This is a genomic window from Trinickia sp. (assembly GCF_035492435.1).
GTDB lineage: Bacteria > Pseudomonadota > Gammaproteobacteria > Burkholderiales > Burkholderiaceae > Trinickia.
The window spans coordinates 14290-40356 of the sequence record NZ_DATJJF010000107.1 but is presented as its reverse complement, the minus strand read 5'-3'; the positions used below and the strand labels follow the sequence as shown (position 1 = coordinate 40356).

Annotated in this window: 19 protein-coding genes and 2 pseudogenes; 10 read left to right on the top strand and 11 right to left on the bottom strand. The window is 60.1% G+C overall.

All coding sequences use genetic code 11. The features are described 5' to 3' along the window. Positions 1–62 precede the first annotated feature (62 nt). Both VL598_RS08130 and VL598_RS08125 read left to right on the top strand, forming a co-directional pair. Positions 63–1496, top strand: coding sequence for a cache domain-containing protein (locus VL598_RS08130; protein WP_325326192.1), 1434 nt, complete (start codon positions 63–65; stop codon positions 1494–1496). Then, positions 1493–2134, top strand: a complete 642-nt coding sequence (locus VL598_RS08125; RefSeq protein WP_325326191.1) for a response regulator transcription factor — start codon at positions 1493–1495, stop codon at positions 2132–2134. The genes VL598_RS08130 and VL598_RS08125 overlap by 4 nt, the downstream gene beginning before the upstream one ends. A 21-nt stretch (positions 2135–2155) precedes the next feature. On the opposite strand, the gene VL598_RS08120 is transcribed toward VL598_RS08125, so the two are convergent. Further along, the gene (locus tag VL598_RS08120; RefSeq protein WP_325326190.1) at positions 2156–2755 is read right to left on the bottom strand and encodes an ABC transporter substrate-binding protein; all 600 of its coding nucleotides are present in this window, start codon (positions 2753–2755) and stop codon (positions 2156–2158) included. 426 nt (positions 2756–3181) lie between these two features. On the opposite strand from VL598_RS08120, the gene VL598_RS08115 reads away from it, so the two are divergent. Next, the gene (locus VL598_RS08115) at positions 3182–5818 is read left to right on the top strand and encodes an MMPL family transporter (RefSeq protein ID WP_325326189.1); all 2637 of its coding nucleotides are present in this window, start codon (positions 3182–3184) and stop codon (positions 5816–5818) included. Between the two features lies 1 nt (position 5819). Then, positions 5820–6737 carry a VacJ family lipoprotein gene (locus tag VL598_RS08110; protein WP_325326188.1) on the top strand — a complete coding sequence of 306 codons (918 nt, stop codon included), beginning with the start codon at positions 5820–5822 and terminating at the stop codon, positions 6735–6737. Between the two features lie 86 nt (positions 6738–6823). Here VL598_RS08110 and VL598_RS08105 read toward each other — a convergent pair whose 3' ends face one another. The 6 genes from VL598_RS08105 to VL598_RS08080 all read right to left on the bottom strand — a co-directional run bounded on the left by VL598_RS08105 (position 6824) and on the right by VL598_RS08080 (position 12681). Further along, complete coding sequence (locus VL598_RS08105) at positions 6824–7540, bottom strand: phosphorylase (protein ID WP_325326187.1); 717 nt, start codon at positions 7538–7540, stop codon at positions 6824–6826. Positions 7541–7542: 2 nt separating this feature from the next. Further along, positions 7543–9537: a squalene--hopene cyclase gene (gene shc / locus VL598_RS08100; RefSeq protein ID WP_325326186.1), complete on the bottom strand. Its 1995-nt coding sequence runs from the start codon at positions 9535–9537 to the stop codon at positions 7543–7545. Between the two features lie 130 nt (positions 9538–9667). Continuing rightward, positions 9668–10516, bottom strand: coding sequence for a presqualene diphosphate synthase HpnD (gene hpnD, locus VL598_RS08095; protein WP_325326223.1), 849 nt, complete (start codon positions 10514–10516; stop codon positions 9668–9670). A gap of 242 nt (positions 10517–10758) precedes the next feature. Then, positions 10759–11700, bottom strand: a complete 942-nt coding sequence (locus VL598_RS08090; protein WP_325326185.1) for a diguanylate cyclase — start codon at positions 11698–11700, stop codon at positions 10759–10761. Next, positions 11697–12320: a chemotaxis protein CheC gene (locus tag VL598_RS08085; protein ID WP_325326184.1), complete on the bottom strand. Its 624-nt coding sequence runs from the start codon at positions 12318–12320 to the stop codon at positions 11697–11699. The genes VL598_RS08090 and VL598_RS08085 overlap by 4 nt, the downstream gene beginning before the upstream one ends. Then, positions 12313–12681 (bottom strand): response regulator, encoded by a 369-nt coding sequence (locus VL598_RS08080; protein WP_325326183.1) that lies wholly within the window; start codon positions 12679–12681, stop codon positions 12313–12315. The genes VL598_RS08085 and VL598_RS08080 overlap by 8 nt, the downstream gene beginning before the upstream one ends. A 519-nt stretch (positions 12682–13200) precedes the next feature. Here VL598_RS08080 and VL598_RS08075 point away from each other — a divergent pair. Then, complete coding sequence (locus tag VL598_RS08075) at positions 13201–15444, top strand: hybrid sensor histidine kinase/response regulator (RefSeq protein ID WP_325326182.1); 2244 nt, start codon at positions 13201–13203, stop codon at positions 15442–15444. A gap of 61 nt (positions 15445–15505) precedes the next feature. Beyond that, on the top strand, positions 15506–16198 hold the full coding sequence (locus VL598_RS08070; RefSeq protein WP_325326181.1) for a hypothetical protein: 693 nt from the start codon (positions 15506–15508) through the stop codon (positions 16196–16198). A 33-nt stretch (positions 16199–16231) separates the two neighbouring features. Here VL598_RS08070 and VL598_RS08065 read toward each other — a convergent pair whose 3' ends face one another. Both VL598_RS08065 and arsC read right to left on the bottom strand, forming a co-directional pair. Then, entirely contained in the window at positions 16232–16789 is a 558-nt protein-coding gene (locus tag VL598_RS08065; RefSeq protein ID WP_325326180.1) for an NADPH-dependent FMN reductase, read from the bottom strand. A gap of 445 nt (positions 16790–17234) precedes the next feature. Further along, positions 17235–17594: an arsenate reductase (glutaredoxin) gene (gene arsC / locus VL598_RS08060; RefSeq protein WP_325326179.1), complete on the bottom strand. Its 360-nt coding sequence runs from the start codon at positions 17592–17594 to the stop codon at positions 17235–17237. A gap of 1417 nt (positions 17595–19011) precedes the next feature. On the opposite strand from arsC, the gene parA reads away from it, so the two are divergent. The 3 genes and pseudogenes from parA to VL598_RS08050 form a co-directional block, all read left to right on the top strand. Then, positions 19012–19674 (top strand): ParA family partition ATPase, encoded by a 663-nt coding sequence (parA, locus tag VL598_RS08055; protein ID WP_325326178.1) that lies wholly within the window; start codon positions 19012–19014, stop codon positions 19672–19674. Between the two features lie 23 nt (positions 19675–19697). Beyond that, positions 19698–19809: pseudogene (locus tag VL598_RS17005) on the top strand (chromosome partitioning protein ParB); the annotation flags it as partial. 77 nt (positions 19810–19886) lie between these two features. Continuing rightward, positions 19887–20765 (top strand): annotated as a pseudogene (locus VL598_RS08050) (ParB/RepB/Spo0J family partition protein); the annotation flags it as partial. Positions 20766–20866: 101 nt separating this feature from the next. On the opposite strand, the gene VL598_RS08045 reads toward VL598_RS08050, so the two are convergent. Then, entirely contained in the window at positions 20867–22219 is a 1353-nt protein-coding gene (locus VL598_RS08045; RefSeq protein ID WP_325326176.1) for a replication initiation protein, read from the bottom strand. A 1778-nt stretch (positions 22220–23997) separates the two neighbouring features. On the opposite strand from VL598_RS08045, the gene VL598_RS08040 reads away from it, so the two are divergent. Then, positions 23998–25197, top strand: coding sequence for a DNA-binding protein (locus VL598_RS08040; RefSeq protein WP_325326175.1), 1200 nt, complete (start codon positions 23998–24000; stop codon positions 25195–25197). Between the two features lie 196 nt (positions 25198–25393). Here the strand turns inward: VL598_RS08040 and VL598_RS08035 are convergent, their stop codons facing one another. Then, positions 25394–26008: an XRE family transcriptional regulator gene (locus VL598_RS08035; RefSeq protein ID WP_325326174.1), complete on the bottom strand. Its 615-nt coding sequence runs from the start codon at positions 26006–26008 to the stop codon at positions 25394–25396. Positions 26009–26067 lie beyond the last annotated feature (59 nt).

Sequence of the window (26067 nt, the reverse complement as noted above, 5' to 3'; positions counted from 1 at the left end):
AAGCGCGGCGAAGCATTCGCCGCGCTTTTTGTTTTGGGGTGTCTCACACCGGTCGGTCGACGATGAAAGTCAAGACGAAAATCTTTCTACTCTCGGTCGTGCCGTTCTTGATTGCCATCGCAGGCATCGGCATCGGTGTTCGCCTTCAGGCAACGGCGCTTGCCAAGGCACAGCATGGGACCGTCGAAGCGGCCTACGTGTCGAGCAAGGAGCTCGAACTCAAACACTACGTCGAGCTAGCGACGAGCGCCATCGCACCGCTTTATGAGGCAAGCGCGGATCGCACGCGCGACGATGCGGCGCTGCGCCGCCAAGCACTTGCCGTGCTGCAAAAGATGAATTTCGGCCGCGACGGCTACTTCTTTGTCTACGACATGCAGGGCAAGTCGCTCATGCACCCGCGCGAGCCCGAGCTGGTCGGCCGCAATCTGTGGTCGATGCGTGCTCCCGACGGTGCACTGCCGATTCAGGAGCTCATCGAGGCCGCCGCGAAGGGCGGTGGCTATGTCCGCTACCTCTGGCATCGGCCATCGACCAACCAGCTTGAAGCAAAGCTTAGCTACGTGGTGCCCTTGCCGCGCTGGGGCTGGATGCTTGGCACCGGCATCTATCTCGACGACGTCAATGCGGCGCTCGCCCACATCGACGACAGTGCATCAGCCCATATCGGCCGGACGATGACCTGGATCGGCGCCATGGCGCTGACCGGTTTCGTCGTCATTCTGGCATTCGCACTCGTCGTCAATGTCACCGAACATCGCAGCGCGGACGCGAAGCTCAAGCACCTAGCTCAGCAAGTCGTCGAATCGCAAGAAGAAGAACGCGCGAGGCTTTCGAGAGAGCTGCACGACGGAATCAGCCAAATCATGGTGTCGGTCAAGCTCCTACTCGAATCGGCGCTGGCGCGCCTGGAGGCAGCCGGTCAGCCGCATGCGCGCGTGCCCGAGGCGGAAGCCGCGCTGGCGACGGGACTCGCCCGTCTCTCCGATGCCTTGCGCGAGGTGCGTCGGATCTCGCATGCGCTGCGACCCGCAATGCTTGACGATTTGGGCCTTGCCGCTGCGCTCGAGCAGCTGAGCCGCGAGCTCGGCGAACAATCGGGCATCGACATCACGTTCACGCGTGCGGCACATGTGACGACGCGAACGCTTGCCGACGCCCTCAACACGGCGCTCTTCAGAATCGCCCAGGAAGCCCTGACAAACGTGGTACGTCACGCACACGCCACGCAGGCGACGCTCGATCTTCGGCTCTCCGAGGACGCCGTAACGCTTGTAATCGCCGATGACGGCCACGGCTTCGACATCGAGCGCGTACAGGCCGATGCGCGCCGCGGCATTGGTTTGCGCAACATGCGAGAGCGGCTTGATCCGCTCGGCGGAACGCTCTCGATTACTTCCGAACCGGGCCGCACCGTCGTGACCGCATACGTGCCGCTGCCACTGGCGGCAGGCGACTCCACCCACCGACTCGCACACGTTGCGAGCAGCTCATGAACACGATTGCAGCACGCCAAGCAAAGATCATTCTTGTCGACGATCATCCGCTTGTACGCGACGGCCTGCGGATGCGCCTCGAAGGCGTGCCTGGGTTTCAGGTCGCCGGCGAAGCAGGCAATGCCGGCGACGCGCTGGCGCTCGCCGAGGCGCTCAACCCCGATCTCGCGCTCATGGACGTCGGCATGAACGGCATGAATGGCATTGCCCTGGCGGCCCTCTTCCACGAGCGATTTCCGGCGGTGCGCGTGCTCATGCTCTCGATGCACGACAACATCGAGTACGTCACGCAGGCGGTGCGCGCAGGCGCAATCGGATATCTGCTCAAGGACTCCCCGGCGAGCGAGATCGTCCACGCCATTGCGGCCGTTCTCGATAACCGGACGTTTTTCAGCGCCGGCATCGCGGCGCGAATGATTCAGGCAAGCACGCTGCAAACGCCGGTGGAACGGCTCACACCGCGTGAACTCGAAATTCTTGATGCGCTCGGCGACGGCTTATCAAGCAAGCAAATCGCGGAGCGCTACGGGCTCTCGGTGCGCACCGTCGAGACGCACCGGCTCAACCTGAAACGCAAGCTCGAGATCGAAGGTCAAGCGGAGCTGATCAAGTTCGCCGTCGAGCGCCGACGGCGGTAACGAGCGCTCGCCCGGACGACGTCACTGCGGCCGTGCGTTATGCGCCTTGAGAAAGTCGATCAGCGCCGGCACGCCGCCTTGGTCCAGCCGTGACTTGAATTGGCCTCGGTAGACCTCGATCAACCAGGCACCTGACATATCGATGTCATAGATCTTCCAATCGTTACCCACCTTGCCGAGCCGATAGCCGACCGACTGGCTGTCACCCGGCGTGGTGACGGTCGACATCACGAGCGCATCGTTCGCCGTGGCGGCACCCGGCTTGAACGCGAACCTGGCGTCCTGTGTGCCGAGTTGCGCGAGGGACGCAGCATAAGTGCGTGTCATCAACGTGCTGAACTGGTCGCTCAGCTCCTTTTGCTGGTCGGGCGTCGCCTGATCGAAGACCGTCGGGCCAACAGCAATGCGAATCGTGCGCTGGAAGTTCGCCGACGGGATGAAGTGTTCCTGTACGATCTGCGTAATCTTCGTCATGTCGCCGCCGCGCGCAGCCGGGTCTTTCTTCATTGCATCGACCGTATCAACGACCGCCTGCCGGACCACATCGACAGGGGCCGTTTGCGCATGAGCGGCTGCACCGACGAATGCGGCGACGAGAAAACCAAATAGATAACGTTTCATAGAAATCGGCCCCTAACGGAAAAATTGCCGGCCGTCGATCCCGCCGGTCTGGCGCCAAGTCGAGCGCCCGGCCCGAGTTTCGACCGCAAGCGGCCGCACGCTGGCACAAAGCGCAAGTACGAAGCATAAGCACGAAGTATACCGAGCCTACGCCAGATGGCGCTTCGTTTGATACGCCTGATTCGAGCGATACAGCCGCACGAAGGTGTACGGGGCGTGGATGCTGGCACAAGCGTGCATTGTTCTTGCTCCGGCACCGAGCCGGGCAGAACGCTTTTCGAGGCGCGGAAGGTCACTCGCAAGCCGACATCCGTGGCCGCTGTTAGCCGAGCTTTGTCTTGTTCATGTCTCAGCATTACGGGCCTTGTGCGGTGCAACCGGTATACTTAGACACTTTTCGCTTTCCATTCCTGTCGCCTTCCCCCAATGCTGACGTCCTTCATCGTTCGACTCGTCGACTGGTCGGTGCGCCGCCCGATATGGGTGATTGCGCTTGCGTTGGCGTTGACCACATTAAGCGGCGTCTACGTAGCGCAGCACTTCCGCATCAACACGGACGTGAGCCAGCTCGTCGAAAACGAGCCACAATGGGCCGCGCTCGGTCGGGCACTCGATCGCGCCTTCCCACAGCGGGATCAGACGATCCTCGCCGTCATCGAGGCGCCGGCGCCCGAGCTCGCCGATGCCGCCGCCGATGCGCTCGCTGCTGGCCTGAAATCCCCCGCCTATGCCGCCAGCATCGGCGACGTCTTCGAGCCGGGCGGCGGGCCGCTGTTCGATCATGACGGACTGCTCTTTGTGTCTACCAGAGAGGTAGCGGGCACGACGTCGCAGCTCGTGAGCGCGCGGCCCCTCATCAACACGCTCGCACATGATCCAAGCTTGACGGGACTCGCGACGACACTCTCGACGATGCTTGGCCTGCCGCTTCAATCCGGCCAAGTGACGTTGCCGGGCCTCGCCACGCTTTTCGAACGCAGCGCTGACACGGTGGACGCCGTACTGGCCGGCAAGCCGGCCGCCTTCTCGTGGCGCGCGCTCGTCGACGCCGACGCGGCTCGACAGCCTGCTCGCGCATTTGTCACCGTCCAGCCCGTCGTCAACTATGCGGCGTTGCAGGCCGGTGCGGAGGCTTCCGACACGATTCGCGCGGCAGCCGTTGCGCTCGATTTGGAGAAGCGCTACGGCGCAGTGGTGCGGCTGACGGGCGAGCAGCCACTCGCCGATGAAGAATTTGCCTCGGTCGAAGATGGTGCCGCGTTGAACGGCATCATCACGCTCGTCGTCGTGCTCGTCATTCTCTGGCTTGCGCTGCGCTCCATGCGCATGATCGTCGCAGTGTTCCTGACGCTCGCGGTGGGGCTGCCGATTACGACTGCGCTCGGACTCATGATGGTCGGCTCGCTCAACATGATTTCCGTGGCCTTCATGGTGCTGTTCATTGGACTCGGCGCAGACTTCGCGATCCAGTACGGCGTGAAGTACCGGGAGGAGCACTTTCGCGATTCGCGGCTCGATCATGCGCTCGTCGGCGCCGCGCATTCCATGGGCATGCCGCTCACACTCGCCTCCGCGGCCGTCGCGACGAGCTTCTTTTCGTTCATGCCGACGGCCTATCGCGGCGTCTCGGAACTCGGGCTGATTGCAGGCGTCGGCATGATGGTCGCCTACTTGAGCACGCTGACTGTACTGCCGGCGCTGCTGAAATGCCTCGCGCCCCCCGGCGAAGCCTCGAGCCCTGGGTTTCCGCGCCTAACACCGATCGACGACTACCTACAAGCGCACCGCAAGCCGATATTGATCGGCACGCTCGTCGTCGTGGTCGGCGCTCTGCCTCTGCTGGCGCATCTCGAGTTCGATTTCAACCCGTTGCACCTCAAGGATCCAACGACGGAATCGATGTCCACGCTGCTGTCGCTCAAGGATTCACCCGAAGCCGGGATCAACGATGTCTCCGTGCTCGCACCGTCGCTTGGGGGCGCCGACGCCACCGCTCAGCGCTTGGGACGTTTACCGGAGGTCGGTCGCGTCACGACGCTCTCCAGCTTTATTCCGGGCGATCAGCCAGCCAAACTCGCCTCTATCGCACAGGCTGCCGGCGCGCTGCTGCCCGCTCTGACACAACAGACGGCCTCACCGTCGACTGACACACAGCGCGTCGCGGCCCTCAAGCGCGCTTCCGGCCTGCTGCAATACGCCGCTGAAGACTATCCGGGCCCGGGCGCGGCGCAGGCCAAGCGTCTTGCCGCATCGCTGGCCGCGCTGGCTGCAGCGGACGCCGCTTCTCGAGATCGAGCCGAAGCGGCGTTTTCGACACCGCTGCGGCTCGCGCTGGGCCAACTCACGATGTTGTTGCAACCGTCCGCCATTACACTCGATACGCTGCCACGTGAACTCGTACGGCAGTGGCTCGCGCCAAACGGCCAAGCGCTCGTTCAAGTGTCGCCGCACGTAGCGCCAGGTGCCGATCCGAACGACGACGCCATGCTGCGCCGCTTCGCCAACGCGGTAAAACAAGCGGAACCGGCCGCGATCGGCGGACCGATTTCGATCCTGTACTCGGCTCACGTGATCATCAAGGCGTTTGTGCAGGCGGCCATACTCGCCGTGGTGTCGATCACCGCTTTGCTGTGGCTCACGCTTGGCCGCTTTGGCGACGTACTGCGAACGATGATTCCGCTGCTCGTCTCGGCCCTTGTCACGCTCGAGCTTTGCGTGGTTTTCCGTATGCCGCTCAACTTCGCCAATATCATCGCGTTACCGCTGATGCTGGGCGTCGGCGTGGCATTCAAGGTTTATTTCGTCATGGCATGGCGGGCAGGAAAAACGAGCCTGCTGTCATCCAGTCTCACCCATGCTGTGCTGTTTAGCGCAGCGACAACGGCGACGGCTTTCGGTAGCCTTTGGCTGTCGCACCACCCAGGCACGGCCAGCATGGGCCGCCTGCTTGCCCTTGCGCTTTTGTGCACGTTGGTGGGCGCCGTTGTGTTTCAGCCGATATTGATGGGCAAGCCACGCAAGGCGATTGCCCAGCAACAAGAACTAGATGGAATCGATGGATAAAATGCGAACCCTCGCCGCGACGATCGCCGCGACGGCTTTTCTTTCTGGGTGCGCTAGCGCCCCCCACCGTACCCCTGGAGACCCGTTCGAACCGGTGAACCGCGTGATCTTCCGGTTCAACGATGCCGTGGACAACACGGTGGCCGTACCGATTGCAAAGGGCTACCAGAAGGTAACGCCGAATCCCCTGCGCACGGCCGTCAGCAACTTCTTTTCGAACATCGCCGATTTGAGCAACATCGCGAATGAGTTGCTGCAGTTGAAGATCACCGATGCGACGTCGGACGTCATGCGCGTCGCGATGAACACGACCTTCGGCATCGGGGGGCTCATCGATTTCGCGTCGCTTGCGAAGCTGCCCAAGCACCATCAGGATTTCGGGCTCACGCTCGGACACTGGGGCGTACCTTCGGGACCGTATCTCGTATTGCCAGTTTTCGGACCCAGCACTATCCGCGACGGCGTCGGGCTTGCCGTGGATGTTCGGTTCAATTTGCTCAATTACATTGAGCCCGCAACACGCACACCGCTTTACATCCTGCAGTTCGTGAGCACGCGCTCGGACCTTTTGGGAGCGACGAACATCCTGCAGCAAGCGGCGCTCGACAAATACTCGTTCGTGCGCGACGCCTACTTGCAGCAACGTCGCTCGCGCCTGGGTACTGCGGCAGGGGAGGCTGCGCTGCCGGATTACGGCGATGATGAGGGCTCGAGCAAAGCGCCGGCTGCGCCGGCACCTGCGAGCGAAAGCGCGCCGGCCGTCCCAGCTACACCGGCCGCGCCGGCAAACACCGCGCCTAGTGCGCCTGCCGTGCCTGAATCTGCGCCGGCGCACGGGGCCAACACCGCACCCGGAACGACGCCCGCGCCTCAACCCGCCGCGCCCGAGGCACCGGCCAGTTCACCGACAGGCCAGTAGACGAACGGCTCAACCGACTCGTCTTGCGGGCTGGGACGGGGGCAGGCGCTGCAACGCGCGCCCCTGTCCTCTTATCGCGTTGCTGCTCAGGAACCGCTCACACCCGTGGCGGCTCCCACTCCGAAAGCGCGTCCCAATACCCGCCGTGCATCGACGAGCGAGGCGCGAGCGGCGCGGGCATCTGCCGCGAGCCGAATCATCGCGCTCAGTTGCCGAGGCGCCTTCGCAAGCTCCATGAGAATCGGCATGAGTGCCGTCGTGCCGTCGTCGCGCAACCCCGCCGTTGCCGCGGGGGGCAACGATCGCCACGCCGGATCGACGATCACCCGACACACGGCAAACGGCAGACCACGCGCATTGGCCATGGCAGCGGCGGTATGCGATTCCATATCGACTGCCAGTGCGCCACTCGTGCGATAGAGCGCCGCCTTTTGCGCGACGGTGACGAGCGGAGCCGTGACGGCCGCCAATGTCCCGCGCCGCACGCGCGGAGCCAATGACGAAGCCGCGAGGCTCGCAGCGATTTGCGCCGTCCACGCCGCATCGGTACTCATGCGTCCGAAGGGACCGTCGACGGCATCAGCGACGATGACCGTACCAGGCTCCAGATCGCCGCCCAGCCCGCCCGCCGTCCCAAAACTGATCACGCCCGACGCGCCGCGCGCCAGGGCCTCGGCAAGCGCGCGCTCCAACAGATCAGCCCGAGCGGCGAACACGGCTTCCACATCCGCGCCACGGGCGATGCGCGCTTCGAACGCCATGCCCGTGACCACCACCACAGGCGCTACTGAACTACCTGCCATCGTCACATTCCAACAGAGACGCGCACTTGCCCGTCGCGCGTCATGTTGCGGTAGCGAGCAAGCGCCCATAACGGGAAGAACTTGCGATAGCCGTGATAGCGCAGATAAAAGACGCGCGGAAACCCAGTGGCCGTAAATCGCGTCTCGTCCCACAGCCCGTGCTCGCGCTGATGGCGCATCAAGTAGTCGATTCCGCGCGCCACGGCAGGCTGTTCCACGGCGCCAACCGCCAGCAGGCCAAGCACTGCCCACGCCGTTTGTGACGCAGTGCTCGGCGCGCGTTCGTATCCCCGGTATTCGAGCTTGTAGCTCGTACCGTCCTCACCCCAGCCACCGTCATCGTTCTGGATTGAGATCAGCCATTGTGCCGCGCGCTGGATGCGCGGATCGTCATGCGGCATGCCGGCGGCATTCAACGCGCAAAGCGCCGACCATGTGCCGTAGATGTAGTTCATGCCCCAGCGCCCGTACCAGCTGCCGTCGCTCTCCTGCTCGTTGAGCAGGTAGGAGAAGGCCAGGCGCGCGGGCTCGCTGTTGCCGGGAAGCTCGCCAAACTGCGCCAGCATCGACAAGCACCGGGCCGAAACGTCCGCAGTCGGCGGATCGAGCAACGCGCCATGATCGGAGAACGGGATATTGTTCAGGTACTCGTGTGTGTTTTCCGGTTCGAACGCGCCCCATCCGCCATCGCTGCTTTGCATGCCGACCACCCACTCTCTGGCGCGCGCAATCGCTTCCCGATCGACGTTAGAGCGCGTCAGCGCCGCTGCGCGGTCCATCGCCAACGCGACAACGGCAGTGTCGTCGACATCCGGATAGTGCGGGTTCGCGTACTGGAACGCCCATCCGCCAGGACGCACGTGCGGGCGTCGAGAGATCCAGTCGCCCCGCACATTGAGGATTTGCAGCGGCCGCAACCATTGCAGCCCCCGCACAGCGGCATGCTGCGCGCGCGGCAGTTCCGTTTCGAGCAAGGCATGCGCCGCGAGCGATGTATCCCATACCGGCGACAGGCACGGCTGGCAGTACGCCTCCTCGTCGCCGATCACCAGGAGCTTGTCGATGGATGCACGCGCAATGGCCCGATTCGGGTGGTCGGGCGCATAGCCCAGCGTTTCGTACATCATGACGGCGTTGGCCATCGCCGGAAAAATCGCACCGAGCCCGTCTTCTCCGTTCAAACGCTCGTCGACGAACGCGACAGCCGCATCGATCGCGCGCTGGCGCGTCGCTTTGGGGAAAAGTCCGTCGATGGCACGCAGTACCATATCGACCGCCCGAAAAGCCGCGAACCAGCCGCGGCTTTGATGCGGCGAGCGCGGCAGCAATCCCGACTCTCTTGGGTTTGCATGAAAGAGTTCGTCGATGCGCACGCCACGCGGATTCTTGGCTACCGGACGTCGCGCGTTCAGAACCAAGAGCGGGACAAGGACCGTACGGGCCCAATACGACACCTTCGAAAGATGGAACGGAAACCATCCCGGCAGCAGCATGATCTCGACAGGCATCATCGGCACCGTGCGCCACGGCATGACACCGTACAGGGCGAGCAGATTGCGCGTGAACACGTTCACGGCTTCAGCACCGCCCGCATCGAGGATGGCGCGGCGAGCGCGCTGCATATGCTCGGCATCTTCGCGATCGCCAATCATTTTGAGCGCGAAATAGGCCTTCACACTTGCGCTCATATCGAGCGCACCATCCGCAAAGAGCGGCCATCCCCCATCCGGCAGCTGGATGCGGCGCAAATAGCGTGCGATCTTGTGCTCGAGCTCAGCATCCGGCGCTTCGCCGAGGTAATGGACGAGCAAGATGTATTCAGCCGGGATGGTCGCATCCGCCTCGAGCTCGTAGACCCAATGCCCGTCGGGTTGCTGCGCGGCGAGAATGGCATCGGTGGCACGCGCAACCGATGCCTCGAGCGCGGCGCCCGGCACCCTGTCCCATTGAGCGTCAAAGGCCGCCAAAGGGGCCGATACAGCGGAAAAATCGTTCATCGACATTTCATACTTTGATTAACGAGCGGGAGTCCCATACGTGGCGACCTCCACAGGCAACACCGCGCACGCAAGACGCCATCGAGTGCACCCGCGCTCGACAACACGGCCCGCCTTCGCTCGGTCCGGCTCAGAACAATACGTGGCGCGCAACGATCCACAAAAGCCGCGCCCGCGGCTTGCGAATCGGTGTACGCGGCAAATCGAACCCGCGCTCCAACGTGCGCTCGAGCAGACAGCGATAGACGCCGGACATGATGCGTGGCGCGCGCACTGTCCTTCTCGGCGAGTCATTCATGATGGCGTCGGACGCCGCGAAATGCGCGAGCGCGCGCTCGGCAAGCGTCGCGCACACACGCGGCAGTGACGGGTCATCCGCAATCGCCTTCGGATCGGCCGCCGCGATTCCCTCTCTCGCAAGAAGTTCGCGCGGCAAATAGCATCGGTTGATCGCAGCGTCCTCGTCGATGTCGCGCAAGATGTTCGTCAGCTGCAGCGCACGACCGAGGTGATGCGACAGTTGTCGGCCCGGCTCCTCCGGCATCCCGAAAATCCTCACCGATAGCCGGCCCGCTGCGCTCGCGACGCGATCGCAATAGAGGTCGAGCATCGCCTCATCCGGCGCGCAGATGTCCTCCGCGACGTCCATTGCCATACCGTCGATCATGGCGTGGAAGTCTTCCCGCTGCAGATTGAACGACCGAATATGGCGCGTCAGCGCCGTCAGCGCGGGCCGTGGGCTGCCGGCATAACAGGCGTCGATGTCTTCGCTCCATTGCGCGAGCGCTGCACTGCGATCAGCGCGCGGCGCATCGCTATCGGCGACGTCGTCCACAGCTCTGCAAAACGCATAGATTTGGTACATCGCGTCGCGTTGCACAGCCGGCAGGATACGCATCGCCAGATAAAACGAGCTGCCGGACGTGACGGCGGCAGCGTCGATTTCGGGTTCGTCTGCGACGACATTTGAAACGGCCAAGTGGAACTCCGCTGTGGCGCCCATGTGGGCGAGTGTAAATCGATCCTCTCCAGGCGGCGTGCCGCTCGGGCGTTGCGTCGACGCGCCTCACCCGCTAAGAGCCGCGATTGCGCCGGCGACGCCGAAAACGGGCAAAAGTATAGCAACCTTTTTTTCAGCGCCACAGCAAGGCGAGCCCGCCAGTCGATAGACGCGGGGCCGGCGCGGCAAATGACAGCAGCAGAAATCGTGCTAGAGACCGCTCAGGTGAGCGCGACGCAGCGGTTGCGACCTTGGCGTTTCGCGCTATAGAGGGCGGCATCGGCTTCGTTGATCAATGCCTGGTAGGTAGGCAGACCCGGCCGGGCAGCGGCACAACCGACGCTTGCAGTCACGGGTACGCGGACCCCTTCAGCTTCGACTGGCGTGTCGCTTATCGTCGTGCGAATCTTTTCGGCGACGATCATGGCATCGGCAAGCGGGGTACACGGCAATATCAGCGCAAACTCCTCGCCGCCGAAACGGCCGAACACGTCTTGCGCACGTACCGCTTCGGCCACTCGCTGCGCCATCACGCGCAGCACCGTATCGCCCACCGCATGGCCAAAACGGTCATTGATGTTCTTGAAGTGATCGAGGTCGAAGAGCAGCACCGAAAACTCGCCGCCATAGCGCTGCCAGCGCAAGAATTCGTCGCGCAGACGGGATTCGAAATACCGCCGATTCGCAATGCCCGTGAGACCGTCGCAATTCGCGTACTCCCGCAGCTTGACGACAGCCTCCTCGCGCTCACGCTGCACGACGCTTACGTGCGTCACATCGGAAATGGTCACGCAAACCGCGATGACGTCCCGTCCGCGCGTAAGCGGCATGAAGGTGCAGTCTTGCTGCATGAAGTCGACACCCCCCGTGATGGGCCGGTCATGATCGAACCGGAACAGGTACGGCCGCTGCTCCCAGGAACTGAAGGCAAAGCTGCCAAGTTGAAAGACGCTCTCAACCTTGCGAGTCAGCCAAACCCGGGGCAGTTCCGGAAAGCTGAAAAAGATGGACTTGCCGACCACCTGCTCAGCAGTGAGACCGCTGTGATCCTGCATGAAGCGGTTCCACATAAGGACATTCATCGAACGGTCGAGCACGAAAATGCCGAAACCGACTCGTTCGAGGACAAGATCGCTGAGACACTGTTCGTTTGACGGATTCATAAGCTAGACAGCAATGCGTTGAGCGCCTCGTGTATGCGGCGGATCGAGTCCTCGGCCATCAGCATGACAAGATGCGCCCGGAAAGGCCGGTCTTCCACCGAAAAATTCACCTCGAGCAAAAGCGCGATTTCCCACCCGAGGACTTTCGGCTGAAAGACATCATCCAGAGCGAGCTTTTCGCCAATCAGGCCCGGCGCGGAGAAGATCGGCGTCCGGTCGAGCTGGTGCAGGATGGACGACACACATGCGCCCGTCAGCACATTCGCCACGTCGAACATCAGCTCGGTCTGGCTGACGGATTCATAAGCCGAGTGAATGTATGGATCGTTGACGAGCGCACACAGATTTGCTGCCCCGCTGCTGCGGCAAATGACGAGTGCCTCGCCCTTGATATCCGAGCGAAAGCCTTGGCGCACAGCCATGACGCTTTCGTCGATGCCAGTCATGTCCCGCAGCGTGCGTGCAGCTTCATCGACCCTTACGACGCGCACGCGCGGCACGGAGAGTTCGATGAATGTGTCGAGCAGACCGGCAAGCCTTGCCGCGGCCTGGCCCATCGCCATGTTGGCGATCTCCTGCAATGCATCGCGCTGTTCTTCGGTCAGGACCTGGTCACGCATACAACCCGTACTCCTTGAGGATAGGCAGCAATGCCTCGGTGGTCACAGGTTTAGCGATAAACGCAGCGGCGCCGAGTGCGCGCACGCGGTCTTGCGCGAGAGGTTGGATGTCGGCCGACACAACGATAACGAACGTATTGAGATCCTCGTGTTGCAATGCCTCGAGAACTTGATAACCGTTCATATCGGGCATGGTGAGATCGAGAAACATCACCGCGGCCTTGCCGGCGCGATAAAGTGCAAGCGCCTCTCGCCCGTTCGATGCGTATGCGATGCTGACGTCCCAGTCATCCGGCAAGGCTTTAGTCACGATTTTGCGGGCGAGTAAAGAGTCGTCTGCGATCACAATCGGCAAAGGCATGGCAGCGTAACGAAAGGCGAAAAATCCATTGCCGACCTAACGGTGCCCCGGAACATTTCTACTCACGAGGTCCGAGTAATGCCGACGGGATGCGGCGATGATTCAGGAAAATGACAGTAACTTGCAATACGCGCGGCGCATGGGGTGAGCAACACTCGTTGCATAACTGCGAACGTGAAACTCGTCTCGCCGGTGCATTCCAGCTTCTTCTTCTCGACGCGCAACTGGCCGCGTATGAGCGTGGAATGAAATTCTGTTTGCAAATAGCGGGAAAATCAACCTTTCAATTTTCCTGTATCGACCGGTACGTACTTGTTTTTTTATGTACGAAGAAATAACTCGTTGGAATTCGCGTAAGAATAAGAAAATCGTTCTTTCGTGTACGTTTGCGCTTCTTCATTTGTGGCTGTTTTCGGCTGGCCTAAGTGCGTGTGCAAGCCAGGGCGTTTAGGTCATGAGATCGCGCATCTCCCTTATGATGGTGGCTGCGACCGTACCCTCATTGGATTCACTATTACCATGACGCGCCACCGGGTCGACGCGCCCGCAGCCCATGACTCACCCGCCAGTTGGCATGAAGATGCGTCGTATCCGGCCGTCCCGGAACCGGATTTCGCTGTGCGACGCACGACGCTGATCGCATTGCTGGCCGTATCGATTCTGCTGCCCTTTTTGTATGCGGCAACGACGGTGTATCAGGACTTCCGCTCGCACGTGGCCGCCGCGACCGACGAGACAATGCGAACGGTACGCATAGCGGACGAGCACGCGCTCAAGGTCTTCGATTTGAACGAGACACTCAACGCGCGCATCGACGACCTTGTACGAGGGCTGGACGACAACCAGATTCGCGCCAAGGAAGCCGACATCCACGAGAAGTTGCAACAGATTGGCGGCGGTTATCCCCAAGTCGGCTCAATATCCATCTTTGGACCGGGCGGTATGCTTCTCGCGAACAGCCGGTATTACCCGGCCCCGCATGCGTCGATTGCCGAGCGGGAGGACTTCATGGGAATTCGCGGCGGCCGGATTCTCGAGCATGTTTCGAAAACGATGATCTCGCACGCGGGCGCCGGCGAGGCCGTATTCAATATGGGGATCGCACGGCGAAATGTTGACGGGTCTTTTGGAGGTCTCGTCTCAGTCGCGCTGCGCCGCTCATATTTCGAATCTTTCTATCGCGACTTGCTGGGCAATGATAGTCGCGCCTTGACCATCTCGCTGCTGCGTGCGGACGGTGCCGTATTGGCCTCGTATCCCGGAAGCCCTGAAGGAGCCACGCCTGCGACATTGGCCTCGGCACTCCGAACCAACGCGAAGGCGGGCGTATTGCGCATCGGGCCATCGTTGGAAACAGGCAGCAGTGAAATCCTCGCCTACCGGCGCGTCGGCTCGTATCCGGTCTATGTATCGTGTACGCACAGTGGCACCGTCATATGGGAAGACTGGTATCGGCGCGCGGCCGTGTTCGCGGCCTCTATTTTTACGCCTTCCATCGTGCTCTGGATCGTGCTCGGACTTTCGCTAAAGCGTTTGGCGGCGGAAGAGCAGGCGTGGTCGCGCTGGCGGGCCGAAGCCTCGATGCGCCGCTCGATCGAAACAGCGTACCGCCAATCGCGCAAGATGGAAGCGCTCGGCAATCTGGTCGGAAGCGTCGCCCACGACTTCAACAATCTATTGATGATCGTCGCCACCAATGTTCAAGTCGCCCGCCGGCGCGGTGCGGCGAATGTCGAGAGCGAACTGACCGCGATCGACCGCGCACTCAAGAGCGGGCAGTCGCTTACCCGCCAACTGCTTGGGGTCGCACGCAAGCAACCTTTGCGCAATGAAATTATCGACATTGCGCGCTGGATTGCGACCGGCAGGGAATTGGTGAGCGCCTCGCTCGGTGCCAAGGTCAGCCTCGCCATCGACCTCGCACGGGATGTATGGCCCATCGAAGTCGACATCGCCGAGCTCGAGCTTGCGCTTATCAACATTGCCGTTAACGCGCGCGACGCGATGCCCAATGGCGGGCGATTCACAATTCGCGCGAACAATGTACGCCTCGAGCGTCAAAATGGCTTCGCTTTCGCCGGAGAGTTCGTTCAGCTCTCGCTGGAAGACACTGGCGTAGGGATGACACCAGACGTGCTCGCGCATGCATTCGAGCCGCTTTATACGACTAAGCCGAACGGCATGGGTACGGGGCTCGGACTCCCGCAGGTGTACGCCTTTTGCGAACGCTCGGGCGGATTGGCGACGATAGAAAGCAAGCTCGGCAACGGTACCGCGGTGCGGCTTTACCTGCCGAGGGCAAAAACTGCACCGGCCGAGGCGCCGATGCCCGCTCCCACACGCGACGAGGTCGAGCCAGCCGTAGGCTTGCGCGTGCTGCTCGTCGAGGACAACGACGAGGTGGCGGCGGGCACGGAGGCGCTTTTGCGCATGATGGGTCACGAAGTCACCAGCGTGTTCAATGCCGATGCGGCATTACCGCTGATTGCCGACCTATCGCCGGTGCCGTTCGACGTCATCATTTCGGACATTCATATGCCCGGTACAAAAAACGGCATCGATCTGGCCGAGGTAGCTCAATCGCTCGGTTGTCCGCTGCCGGTGATCTTGGTCACCGGATACGCCCAGGAACTCGAACGTGCGCGGAATGTGAGGGTTCGTGTGCTGTCTAAACCCTTTGACATCGCACTGCTCGAAACGATGTTACAAGGCATACTGCGTGAACGGGAGCAGCGTGCGCAAGCAACGGGCAAAACGGATTGATTCTATTGGCGCGAGCGTTGCCCTGCGCCGATAAACAACCCGGGGCGGGAGGGATGGCATCATGCGACACACGGTTATCGCGTTCTTCGACACCTATGTGGGGGCGGACGAAGCACGCAAAGCGCTTTTGGCCGCTGGCATTGCAGACGAATCCATGGCAATGCATGCTCGCAGCGAGCCGACGTATGCAACGGATGCGACCACCGTCGCGCAGCCGGCGCCGGTGGACGAGGGGCTCTTTGCAAACATCGAACATTTCTTTGAATCGCTTTTCGCGACGCAGCCGCCTCAGCCGGAAAAATCACAATACAGCGAAGCCGTACGGCGCGGCGCGGTCATGCTGAGCGTGGACGCGGCGACGGATGACGAAGGCGTATTGGCAAGAGAAACGTTAGAACACATGCACCCCATTGACATCGAGGAACGAGCGGCGACATGGTCAGCGCCCAGCGACGAAGCGTTGCGCGAGCGTTCTCCGCTAGAGGAACTGGGTTTTCGCCGCGGCGGCAAGCCGCGGCAACGTGGGAGGGTGCACAGCTACGCTCGGCAGACGACCGAACAAGCGGAGGTCGATTCGGGCACCGCGCGTTCAACGAGCGGTGCTGTGACCCCACATGCCGAGCAGCCTTCCGGTGGCGCAGCCGCGCCGGAAAATGGAGCGGAAGGGGACAGAGCCACGCTTTCCCCCGGCGTCCCCGACGAGTACCTGCAGAACGAAGAGGATTCCTCCGACAAAGGCCACGGTCAGCGATAGGTCAGCACTCCGACAGCGGCATAAACGGGACCGTTACTTGTTGCCTGCTAGCCGCTTGATCCACGCCTCATAGCGGTCGACGCATGATCGGAGAAACTTGCGAGTGTCTTCGTTCGCAATGCCGCCGGCCTCGTCAAAAAAGCCCTCTGTGTATCGTAGAAAGACCTCGGGCTGACCGAGTGTGGGGACATCCAGGTAAGCCAGCGTGTTGCGCAGGTGCTGCTGCGCAAGCGCGGTACCCGTGGCACCTGGCGAAATCCCGCAGATGGCAGCAGGCTTGTCCTTCCACGAATTCGTGCCCCATGGGCGGGAACCCCAGTCGATCGCATTCTTGAGCACACCGGGCATGGACCGGTTGTACTCGGGCGTTACAAACAGCAATCCATCTGCACTCTCAATTTGCTTTTTGAAGTCTCGCGCAACCTGGGGGAAGTCGGAATCGTAGTCCTGGCTGTAAAGCGGGAGCGCGCCGATGTCGACAAAGTCGAACTGTAGCTCAGCGCTAGCAAGCTTCGTCAGTGCGTGTGCCAGGCGCTTGTTGAAGGAATCCCGACGCAAACTACCGACGATGACTTGGATGGTGTAGGCCATTGCTGTCGCTCCTTTGCGAGATTCACCAGTAGTCACGCACATGCAATCTTTGTCACGACTGCACGTCGCTAGAGCCATTATTGTGCATAACCCACTGTGGGGTACGCCAGCAGTGGGTTTGCATCTGCCTCTCCACAAGTTTTTCCACAGAAATTGTGGATAACCTCGGACCATTGAAGAGCAGTTACAGACTGGTCATATCGACGACGATAGTATGAAGATCGGGAGTCTGTGCTGCATATTAGGCTGTACATCCTGCGTGATCGCTGCTCGAGCGAATCCGGGGTCATCTGCGTTGCAGTAGCACTGCTGCGAAGCCCAAAGACGCAGGGCTATAGATATTTTCGATTTGGCGCCGCCTCTCGATAGCGGCGACCGCTGCTTGCGTTCGCTCGTTCCCCGCACTCAAGTGCTTCTAAAGGGCGGGGTTTGCCGCGCATCGTGGTCAGTCAAATAGCGTCCGGACGTTCTCTGTAGGGCGCCCAATCACGGCTCGCCCGTTGCGCGTGACGATAGGCCGTTGCAACAAGATCGGATGCTGGACAATTGCTTCCAGCAATGCGCTGTCCGTCAATGCGGTGTTGCCGAGCCCCAGTTCCTGGTATACGGGCTCGTTCTCGCGAATCATGTCCCGCACCGAGACGCCAATCCTCTGATGCAATTCCTTCAGCTCATCCACATTTGGAGGCTGCTTCAAATATTCGACGATGCGAACCGGCTCGCCCATTACATTGAGTGTATTGACGATCAGCTCGCAGGCAGCTCGCGATTTCGAGCACCGGGGGTTGTGGTAGATGGTGATCATGGCTCAATAGCACGTTCAAGTGCTTTCTGTTGTGCGCGCTCATTGTACGGGAGCTTCTATCGCATTCTCAGCGCTGGCGTCGGTCAGCGAAGGATCTCGCCGTAAGCTAACCGGGCATACCGCCTAACAGCTGTGGAGAGGTACAGAAAATAACGCTTTTCTCCATATTGTTGCGCGGTCTCGATTTTTACCTTCGCTCAGACGGCGCAGCTCGACACACGCGAGTCGTGATTTAACTCCAGCTTGAGCCGACACGATTGCAATCGGCGAACTGACGCCGCGTCCAGACCGATGGATGTCTTAGCAGGATTTTAAAATTTCCCACTAAAGACGTTTTAACATTTAGCACCACGAAAAGTGTTATCGCTCCAATAAATTTAGAAGATCAAATACACCTCGGCTCTTTTTGTGCGCCTTAGCCAGCTTTCTTGGTTCGACGCGCTGGTTAGGCAGGCGGGCGAATCTGTGGCGGATGACGCGCATCCTGTTCCTGCTCTCAGGTTTGCTTACCGGCTGCAAATGAGCGGGCAGCCGAGCGAGACAACTACACGCGGCTCGGCCAAATGGCAAATTTGCCGGATTGCAGAAGCGAAGCTTCCCAAGCGGGATAGGGGAGTGTCCGTAGCGCATCAGCGTGCCGCTCGTACCTGTCCTTTATGCGCATAAACCAATGAACGGAACCAACGACGGCAACAACAAGCTAGCGGAAACCAAGTGGAAACGATGACTACCGCGGGGACGTATTGCCGGCGACCATCCACTAATGACCATTGCCACACGGCACGGCGGCGCCTGATGTCAAAGTCGCTGCCAAGCAGCGGCCACCCGTTGGGCACAATATTCCACACGCACGGCTAAACGCGCTGGTATCTCGTCCGGGCTGATTGGCCAGAAACAACACAACACATAAGCCCGACACGAGCGAGCACCCGACTCTTTATGCGCATAAACGGAGAACGCAGGCCGGGTATGGCCGCGTCGAGGGAACTGGTAGGTCTCGCTACGAGCGAAGCCGAAAAGGGACTTCCTATCAACAGAAGGGGGGCCAACCGAAGCAGCCTCATCAACTAGCCGATATAAGTTCCGATGGTGACAGCTATCGCCGCCTCAGATCGCCAAACCCAACCACGTTTCAATTCAAAGATCCATGTCGCACGAGCTGGCAGCAACGGCCCGGCGTGCCGAAATGATCACTCTGTCGGCCCATGCTCCGACTCGTCATGGTCAATAGCGCGTGAAGGGGAGGGCGCATTCTCGATTGCGCCGTCGCCTTGCGAGTCGGTGCCTCACGCACGAATGCATCCTTTATGCGCATAAACCTGTCCGAAGGGCCAGCTGTCGTCGATGCGCCACAGAAATTCATTGAAATAACAGTTATTCGCGGTAAAATTCCGCGACCTGTTAAGGAGTAAAAAAATTGGCAGCGGAAATCGTCGCGGTAACTCAACAAAAAGGCGGAGTCGGAAAAAGCACGATCGCAATGCATCTGGGTGCGGCTTTCTATGAAAAAGGCAAGCGGGTCCTCGTCGTTGATGCCGATGGCCAGAACACCCTGATCCATTGGGCAAGTGCTTCCGGCGACGTAGACGGGGGTATTCCATTTCCTGTCGTCAATCTCGCTGAAGCTGGCGGCCAGATTCATCGTGAGATCAAAAAATTCATCGCGGACTATGACGTTATCGTCGTAGATTGCCCGCCGTCCATCACCGAGAAGGTGTCCGGTGTCGTTCTATTGGCCGCATCCATCGCAGTCATTCCGACCTCGTCGTCACCGGCGGACTACTGGTCGAGCGTTGGCCTGGTCAAATTGATCCAGCAAGCGCAAGTCATGAACGAAGACCTCCGCGCGGTGTTCCTTCTCAACAAGACGGAAGAGAAGAGGATGTTGACGCGTGAGCTCAAGCGAGCCCTCGAAGACCTCGGATTCCCGTTGCTGAAGACTCAGATTCCAACTCGAGAAGCCTACAAGCAGGCGATGGCATTGGGGCAAACGGTGTTGCAAATGAACGACCGTGGCGCCAAATTGGCCGCCGCCGAAATACGCGCATGCGCCGACGAGATCGTCGCTTTGCTCCCGTGACTTTATGCGCATAAAGGACTGCAATGAAACCGTCTCAGCTCGCCAAAGGCTTTCAGGCACGCCCCGATATCACTAGCAGTGAAAAGCGAACGGCACTCGATCGGCTCAATGCCATCGACAACCTGGTCAAAGATAATCCGGTTGACCCCGTCAACCCTCCACTGTCCCACCCCGAAGCACCGACTCCTGCACTGGCACTGGTTGACGACCACGACGCCTCAAGTGAATCACATGAATACCGCGCGTGGCGCCAAATTCATGGGTATTCGCCCGGCCAAGTCATTGAACTTGACCTCAAGGCAATCAAACCAAGTCCCTTCAATCCTCGACATTTCTATCTGAAGACATCGATCGCTGAACTAGCCGTCAACCTTGCGAAGCAGGGTCAGCAGCAGGCGATTCATGTCATTCCCGACTATGCGAACCCGGGAACCTACTTCGTCAGCGACGGTGGACGGCGCGTCCGCGCCCTGAAAGAAGCGAATAAAGAGACGGTCAAAGCGGTCGTCGTGGATCTGCCGATCGGCATCGAGAGCTATAAGCTCGGGTATGACCTCAACGTTCAGCGCGATTCGCAGACGGTATTTGACAACGCAGTTGTCTGGAGACGTTTTCTCGACGAAACGTACTTTCAGAGTCAAAAGGAATTGGCCGAACACTTGGGCCTCGACGAGTCGACGGTAGCGGTGGCGCTGTCGCTGTCAAAGCTACCGGAATCGATCATGCAGGAAATGGTTGCAAGACCGGACCGCTTCGGCTCAAACATGGCCTACCAAGTCGGTCGATATCACACCGCGCGGGGCGTCGAAGCGACGTTACGGCTTATCAACAAGATTCTTTCCGAAGATCTGAGCACGCGCCAAGTTGCCGATATCGTCAAGGGCCGGACAAGCCCGCAAGAAAGTCCGAAACCCGCGGGCCGGCAACGTTACGCTCAGCGGATGGAAATCAAGCTTGAGGGCCTCGCAGTTGGCGATTTGAAATCGTACGGCGACGATCGGCTGGAACTGCGGCTACGCGGATTGTCACGAGAAACGCGCGACGATATCCTTCGGCAAATTGAACACATCTTGCTACCGAAGCAAAAATAACGACGGCCCCGCCCGCGATACACCTCGCTGGCGCGAAATGACGATTGACGCCGGCGGGGCGGATGACGCACGTGCGTATCCGCCGCCGTAAGACCTCGGAATCAAGCCACGCGGGGCTGGCTCAGCGTAAAAGCAAGCAGCTCGCCGTCGGTGGGCTCGCCCCACGTCCTGCGTGCCAGCCAATCGAAGAACGCCGCTTCGATGAGCTTTGAATTCAGTCCGCGTCGGCGCCAGTCGTCGCGCAGATGCGGCCCCAGCTCGGACAAGGCCTCCTCTTCAAATGAACTCCGTGCCACTTCCTGCTCCGACTCACCTTGCTCCTCGTAAAGCGACTTGGCATCCCTTCGGCGATGAGCGCCATACTCCTCGAGCAGGCGCGCTTTCAAATCATCGGCAGGGGCCGCTGCGGGTGCTTTGGCAGTGCCACTCGTCGGCTGCACGACGTCGATGGCGGGGGCATAGCCTTTCTTCAGCGCGTCCTTGAAGAGGGCGGCTGCGCTACGTACCGGTGGCAGGGTGGTGCTGCGCATCCGCTGCTCGGTCATCTGAAGCGCAGCTCGAATCCGATTTTCCTCGCTATCCGCATAGATGGTCTGCGCCTCCTTTTGCGAAATGCCGAGCTTCACCATCCGATCGACGAGGGTACTGTCGAATACGTTCGGGTGCTCATCGAGCGCGAGCATAGGCTGCTTACGCTCGCTGACCCGAAACTGAATTTCGGCGACACGCCGACCTTCCCGATGTTCAATCAGCTCGACGAAGATGTTTGTGACCGCATTCACTTCCGCTATCGCAGGACGCAGATAATCGCGCTTGAAATACTTGTATTCGCGCTTTGCCTCGTCCCCAGCCTCGGTGTCCGGGGTACCCGATAGGATAGGGCGCCACCAGGCCCATGACTCGCGCATCGTCAGTCGGCTGGGATTGGTCAGGTAGCGGACGCAGATTTCATATAGCGCGAGGCCCGCGCTGCTTCGCAGCTGGCTCTGAAACTGAAGGCTCAACCGCGCATACTGCACGGGGTCCAGCAGCTTCTTTTTGATTTTTGGCGCGAACGAAAATTCAACCCAAACGCGACGCGTTGCAGGGTCTTCGAGAATTTCCGCATCGGCGATCAGCGTCGAAATGCCCCATTTGCGCCCGGGCTTCTGGCTCGATGTACCCTGGCTCCACTCAACCTGCACAGACACCATCCGACGCAAATGTTCTTTGACCAGCGCGGTGTCGTTCGAATCGAACGCTGAGTTGGCCACGATATCCGAAAGCAGTGCGCGGTAGGTATCGCCGGATTCATCCGCGTGCTGAGCAACCGCCAGCAGCACGTTGAATAACTTGCGAGTGAGCAGTGTGATCTTGCCGCTCTTCGGCTGGATCGCAATTGCTTCGACGGCCTTGCGCAGTTCCGCGGAGCTAGGGCTCACCACATCGGTTTTTTTCGCGCGCTTCGTTGCCATGCATCGGGTCCGGAGGGATTTTGGAACAGGATACTACCGAGTGTGGTGAACTACGTCTACAGATGGCCTCTCACCGTTTCGCGGTGAACGCCACTTCTTGACCACACCTCACCTGCTACTTTCCCGTAAAGACTCACCTTGATCGACACTGCCGTCGGTCCGCATCCGTTGCCCGTCGCGGCGCGTGCATTGAATCCCACGTAAAGGCCATCCCGAAAGTTCCATCAAGGTGTCCCGAATTGGCTCACCTTAGGTGCTGTCGCAATTTTGCGACGAAAGCGAGACGCGTTCTGGCATCTGGGTGCGCCTCGCGCCGATCGATCGAAACAATGCTACCGAGCGAAGACGGGCGGGCGCTTGTTCAGCCTGCCACAACACTCACCCCTCCAAGGGCCGCGGCACATACTCCCGAAGAAGCTCACCTTTGTCGCGGCGCCGAGCGACAGCTGGCAAGCCGTCGCGGCAAAGGGCCGTAAATATGTGCGCCGGAAGCTCCCCCGCAAACTCTCACCTTTGTGTCACGCGCCCTAGTCACCGTCGCTCTTTGGCCCAACCATCAAGCCTCCCGAAAACCCTCACCATAGGACTGAGATTCCAAGAAAACTGTTGCCGGACCAAGCACTTACCGTCGAAAGTTCGCTCGGCCCGTGCGCGTAGATCAACTCCCGAAAATCCTCACCTCGGTTGATTGCGTGAGCACCATGGGCGAGCGGATCATCACCATCGCCCATTCCCTGTAAAACCTCACCTAATGAACGAACGTGCGATGTCCACCTCGACTCACCTCATAGCTACCTCGCGGTATTCAACGAGAGTGATGACTAACTTCACCGGTGCGACAAACTTCGCCAACGTAGGGCACCTCCCGAATGAACTCACCCTGGCAACCCCGCCGAACGACCTTGGACCCGATCGTTTGCATAAGTTTGGCGTCCCGAATAGGCTCACCTTTTGTATTCCGGTTCATCTTTGAGCCTTCCGCCACCGTTCACACGGCGATCGCCTGCGACGCCACGCGCGTATTTCCCGCAAAAGCTCACCTTTCATTCCCCGCGGGCCCACCGAGACGTCCTCCAGTCCTGAAAAGCCTCACCTCCAAATGGGTTTACGTCCCGCATAAGCTCACCACAGCGTTTTTTGACGTCCAATCGGCGTCTCGGACAGCCTTCATAGAACCTCCCGCAAAGGCTCACCCACCTAAATTCGAACGGTTAACCTCGATCCATATATGCCATGGCTTATATGGCGCACCATTCCCGAAGGCACTCACCGCGGCAAACGCCGTCATAGACGTCGAGCCCTGAATCCCCTCACTTCCTGTCCTGTGAAGGCTCACCAGCCTCCCCGAATCCCATCACTGAAGTGTCCCGCAAAGCCTCACGATCTATCCCGTATAGCTTCACCTCATCGGCCGGAAAGCCTTATCCAGAAAGGGTTTGCGAGAGCGTTAACGTTCTTTAAGAATATATAAGGGTGTTTACTTCAATGACTCTCAAAGGCACCCGTGCGCTTCCGCAGCCGCGGAAAGCATCCACCCCAATCCCGTGAAACAACGAAAGCACTTCACGAAAGCCACGAAATTCCTGAAAAAACATAGGCTTGCGCGATTTCTCCAGTTTTGTTTCACGGCTTTCCCGCCTTGCTGGCGTGGAACTCCCCGATAACGGGGCCTCCAGTACGCTTCGCTCGTCCCAAAGTACCCACCGCTCAGCTGTCTGTATCAATTGATACGTAATTCGTTATTATTACTACTGCATTAGATCATCGAGGAGGTCAGTGTGACCCTAGACGACGAGCGCCGAGCTATTCGAGCCGAGCTTGAATCACTAAAGACAGGCGGCATGCATCGTCGCGAGCTGTCGCTGTATGCCTGCAAGCGGTTATTTTTTGATCTGGGCATCCGCCCTTCCATGGCTGCTGTCCGCGAGCTGACCCAGACCGGCAGTGCTAGTGACATCCCAAAGGATATCGATCACTTTTGGGAACGAATTCGCGATACCGCGAAGGGTCGAATCGGATCCGGCGCCATCCCACCCGCTGTCGAGGAAAAGGCAGGCGAACTCATTTCCGAGCTTTTCCAATATGCACTCGTGAAAGCTCGAGAATCGCTGGAAGACGAGAAACGTGAAGCACAAGCAGCCGTCGAGGACAGCGAAAGCCGTCTTCGAGAAGCCGAGATTCTTCGCTACGCGTCGGCCGAGACCTTACAGCGCAGCGACGCACGCGCAGATGCCGCCTGGGCCCGCGTGCGGGAACTAGAAGCGGAGTTAGCTGGCTCGAACGCACGGCACGCGTCGAGTCATGTCACGCTGGAGGCCACGGCGAAGCGGCTAGAGGCCGAAAACGCGAAGGTCGCCGGCCGCCTTGAAACCGAGGTCGAAGCCAACGCCGGACTACGGGAACGCATTGATGTGCTCCACGCCGAGATGCGGCAGAACGCCGAGCGCTATGCGGTACAGATCAAAGACGCAATGGCGGAGGCCGAGCGGCGGGTCAAGCCGATGCTTGTCGAGCTCGATTCGCTCCGCAGCATGGCCACGACCTATCAAACGGGCATCCGCGATGCAGGCCGCAAGGAATTCGACTTCATTCAACAATTAAGTGCGGCAAAAAGCCGATCGGACCGCCTGGAGGCTCAGGTTCACGAACAGTCCAATGAGATCGATGCGCTCTCTCTCGAAATCAGCGCATTGCGTGAGCGCAGTGCTGTCCCGCCAGAGCTTGCTGCTGTCATCTGGGCCTTAGCCAAGGCAGGACGGTTGAACAACAGCGATTTCGATACGCTGGGCACGTTGGTCGACGCCTATGTGACGCTTCCCGGGCATTGCCCGAAGTGCGTGGACGGCGAGCCCGAACTCGCTCAGGTCGATGGCGGCTTTGAAATGCTGTGCCCCGAGTGCGATCATTGCTCGGGCGTCGCGCGCTCTCGCCTAAAAGCCGTTGCGCGGTTCATGGAGGCAGAAGGTGGCCGCCAATGAGGGGGCAGCAGACGCTCTAATTGCCTCGCACCGAAATGGTGAGGTTTTTCGGGATTCTATCGGTGAGACTTTTCGGGGACAGCGCAAAAGGGTCGAGGGCCGCAGCGTCAAGCCGCTGCGGCACAGTTGCCAGCATGTCTTGTGCGGTCGTGCCTGCGGCACGGGCCGACGGTTTTCCGACGGCGCGTAGACCTATTTAGCCATGAATCACGATCAGCAACGCCTTTGCGTCGGTTTTGCCGGCGTTGCGTATCGCGTGAGGAACGTCTGCGGCATACCGTGCCGTTTCAGTCGACCGAAGGCGTCTCACGGTACCATTTACTTCGACCTCCACCGCCCCTTGGAGCACCGTTAAGTGCTCGCGCGTGCCCGGCTCGTGGGGATTGGAAATTAGTGCGCCGCCAACTTTCAGTGTCAGTTCGTACCACTCGAATCTGCCGGCGAGTTCAATCGGCCCCCAAACGCGCAACTGGTATTTCGCCTCGTGTCCGTCGAGCGTCGGGATATCGTGTGGTCCTACGACGCTGATCGTTTCTGGCGTCCTTGGAGAGGCGAACAACTGATCGAGACTGATGCCAAGTGCGTTCGTCAGCCGCCATGCAACGGCGATTGTTGGATTCGCCTTGTCGCGCTCGATGTCCGACAGCATCGATTTCGATACGCCCGCCGCACGAGACAGATCGTCGAGCGTCATGTGGCGCTCCGCGCGTAGCCGTTGGATCTGCTCGCCGACCCGCGGCGGAGCAGCAAGCGTCGATGCTGGGAGTGCTGAAGGTGCGCGTTGGCCGCGCGTCTTGCCGGTGCTTGCCATTTCATCCCCAATCGCTTACAGTTTTTCGATATATCGAACTATAGTTCGAAAAAACGAAT

Bases quoted from the DNA above. Each gene is read 5' to 3' on its own strand.
- VL598_RS08130 (WP_325326192.1), top strand. From the start codon at position 63: ATGAAAGTCAAGACGAAAATCTTTCTACTCTCGGTCGTGCCGTTCTTG.
- VL598_RS08125 (WP_325326191.1), top strand. From the start codon at position 1,493: ATGAACACGATTGCAGCACGCCAAGCAAAGATCATTCTTGTCGACGAT.
- VL598_RS08120 (WP_325326190.1), bottom strand. From the start codon at position 2,755: ATGAAACGTTATCTATTTGGTTTTCTCGTCGCCGCATTCGTCGGTGCA.
- VL598_RS08115 (WP_325326189.1), top strand. From the start codon at position 3,182: ATGCTGACGTCCTTCATCGTTCGACTCGTCGACTGGTCGGTGCGCCGC.
- VL598_RS08110 (WP_325326188.1), top strand. From the start codon at position 5,820: ATGCGAACCCTCGCCGCGACGATCGCCGCGACGGCTTTTCTTTCTGGG.
- VL598_RS08105 (WP_325326187.1), bottom strand. From the start codon at position 7,540: ATGGCAGGTAGTTCAGTAGCGCCTGTGGTGGTGGTCACGGGCATGGCG.
- shc (WP_325326186.1), bottom strand. From the start codon at position 9,537: ATGAACGATTTTTCCGCTGTATCGGCCCCTTTGGCGGCCTTTGACGCT.
- VL598_RS08090 (WP_325326185.1), bottom strand. From the start codon at position 11,700: ATGAATCCGTCAAACGAACAGTGTCTCAGCGATCTTGTCCTCGAACGA.
- VL598_RS08085 (WP_325326184.1), bottom strand. From the start codon at position 12,320: ATGCGTGACCAGGTCCTGACCGAAGAACAGCGCGATGCATTGCAGGAG.
- VL598_RS08080 (WP_325326183.1), bottom strand. From the start codon at position 12,681: ATGCCTTTGCCGATTGTGATCGCAGACGACTCTTTACTCGCCCGCAAA.
- VL598_RS08075 (WP_325326182.1), top strand. From the start codon at position 13,201: ATGACGCGCCACCGGGTCGACGCGCCCGCAGCCCATGACTCACCCGCC.
- VL598_RS08070 (WP_325326181.1), top strand. From the start codon at position 15,506: ATGCGACACACGGTTATCGCGTTCTTCGACACCTATGTGGGGGCGGAC.
- VL598_RS08065 (WP_325326180.1), bottom strand. From the start codon at position 16,789: ATGGCCTACACCATCCAAGTCATCGTCGGTAGTTTGCGTCGGGATTCC.
- arsC (WP_325326179.1), bottom strand. From the start codon at position 17,594: ATGATCACCATCTACCACAACCCCCGGTGCTCGAAATCGCGAGCTGCC.
- VL598_RS08045 (WP_325326176.1), bottom strand. From the start codon at position 22,219: ATGGCAACGAAGCGCGCGAAAAAAACCGATGTGGTGAGCCCTAGCTCC.
- VL598_RS08035 (WP_325326174.1), bottom strand. From the start codon at position 26,008: ATGGCAAGCACCGGCAAGACGCGCGGCCAACGCGCACCTTCAGCACTC.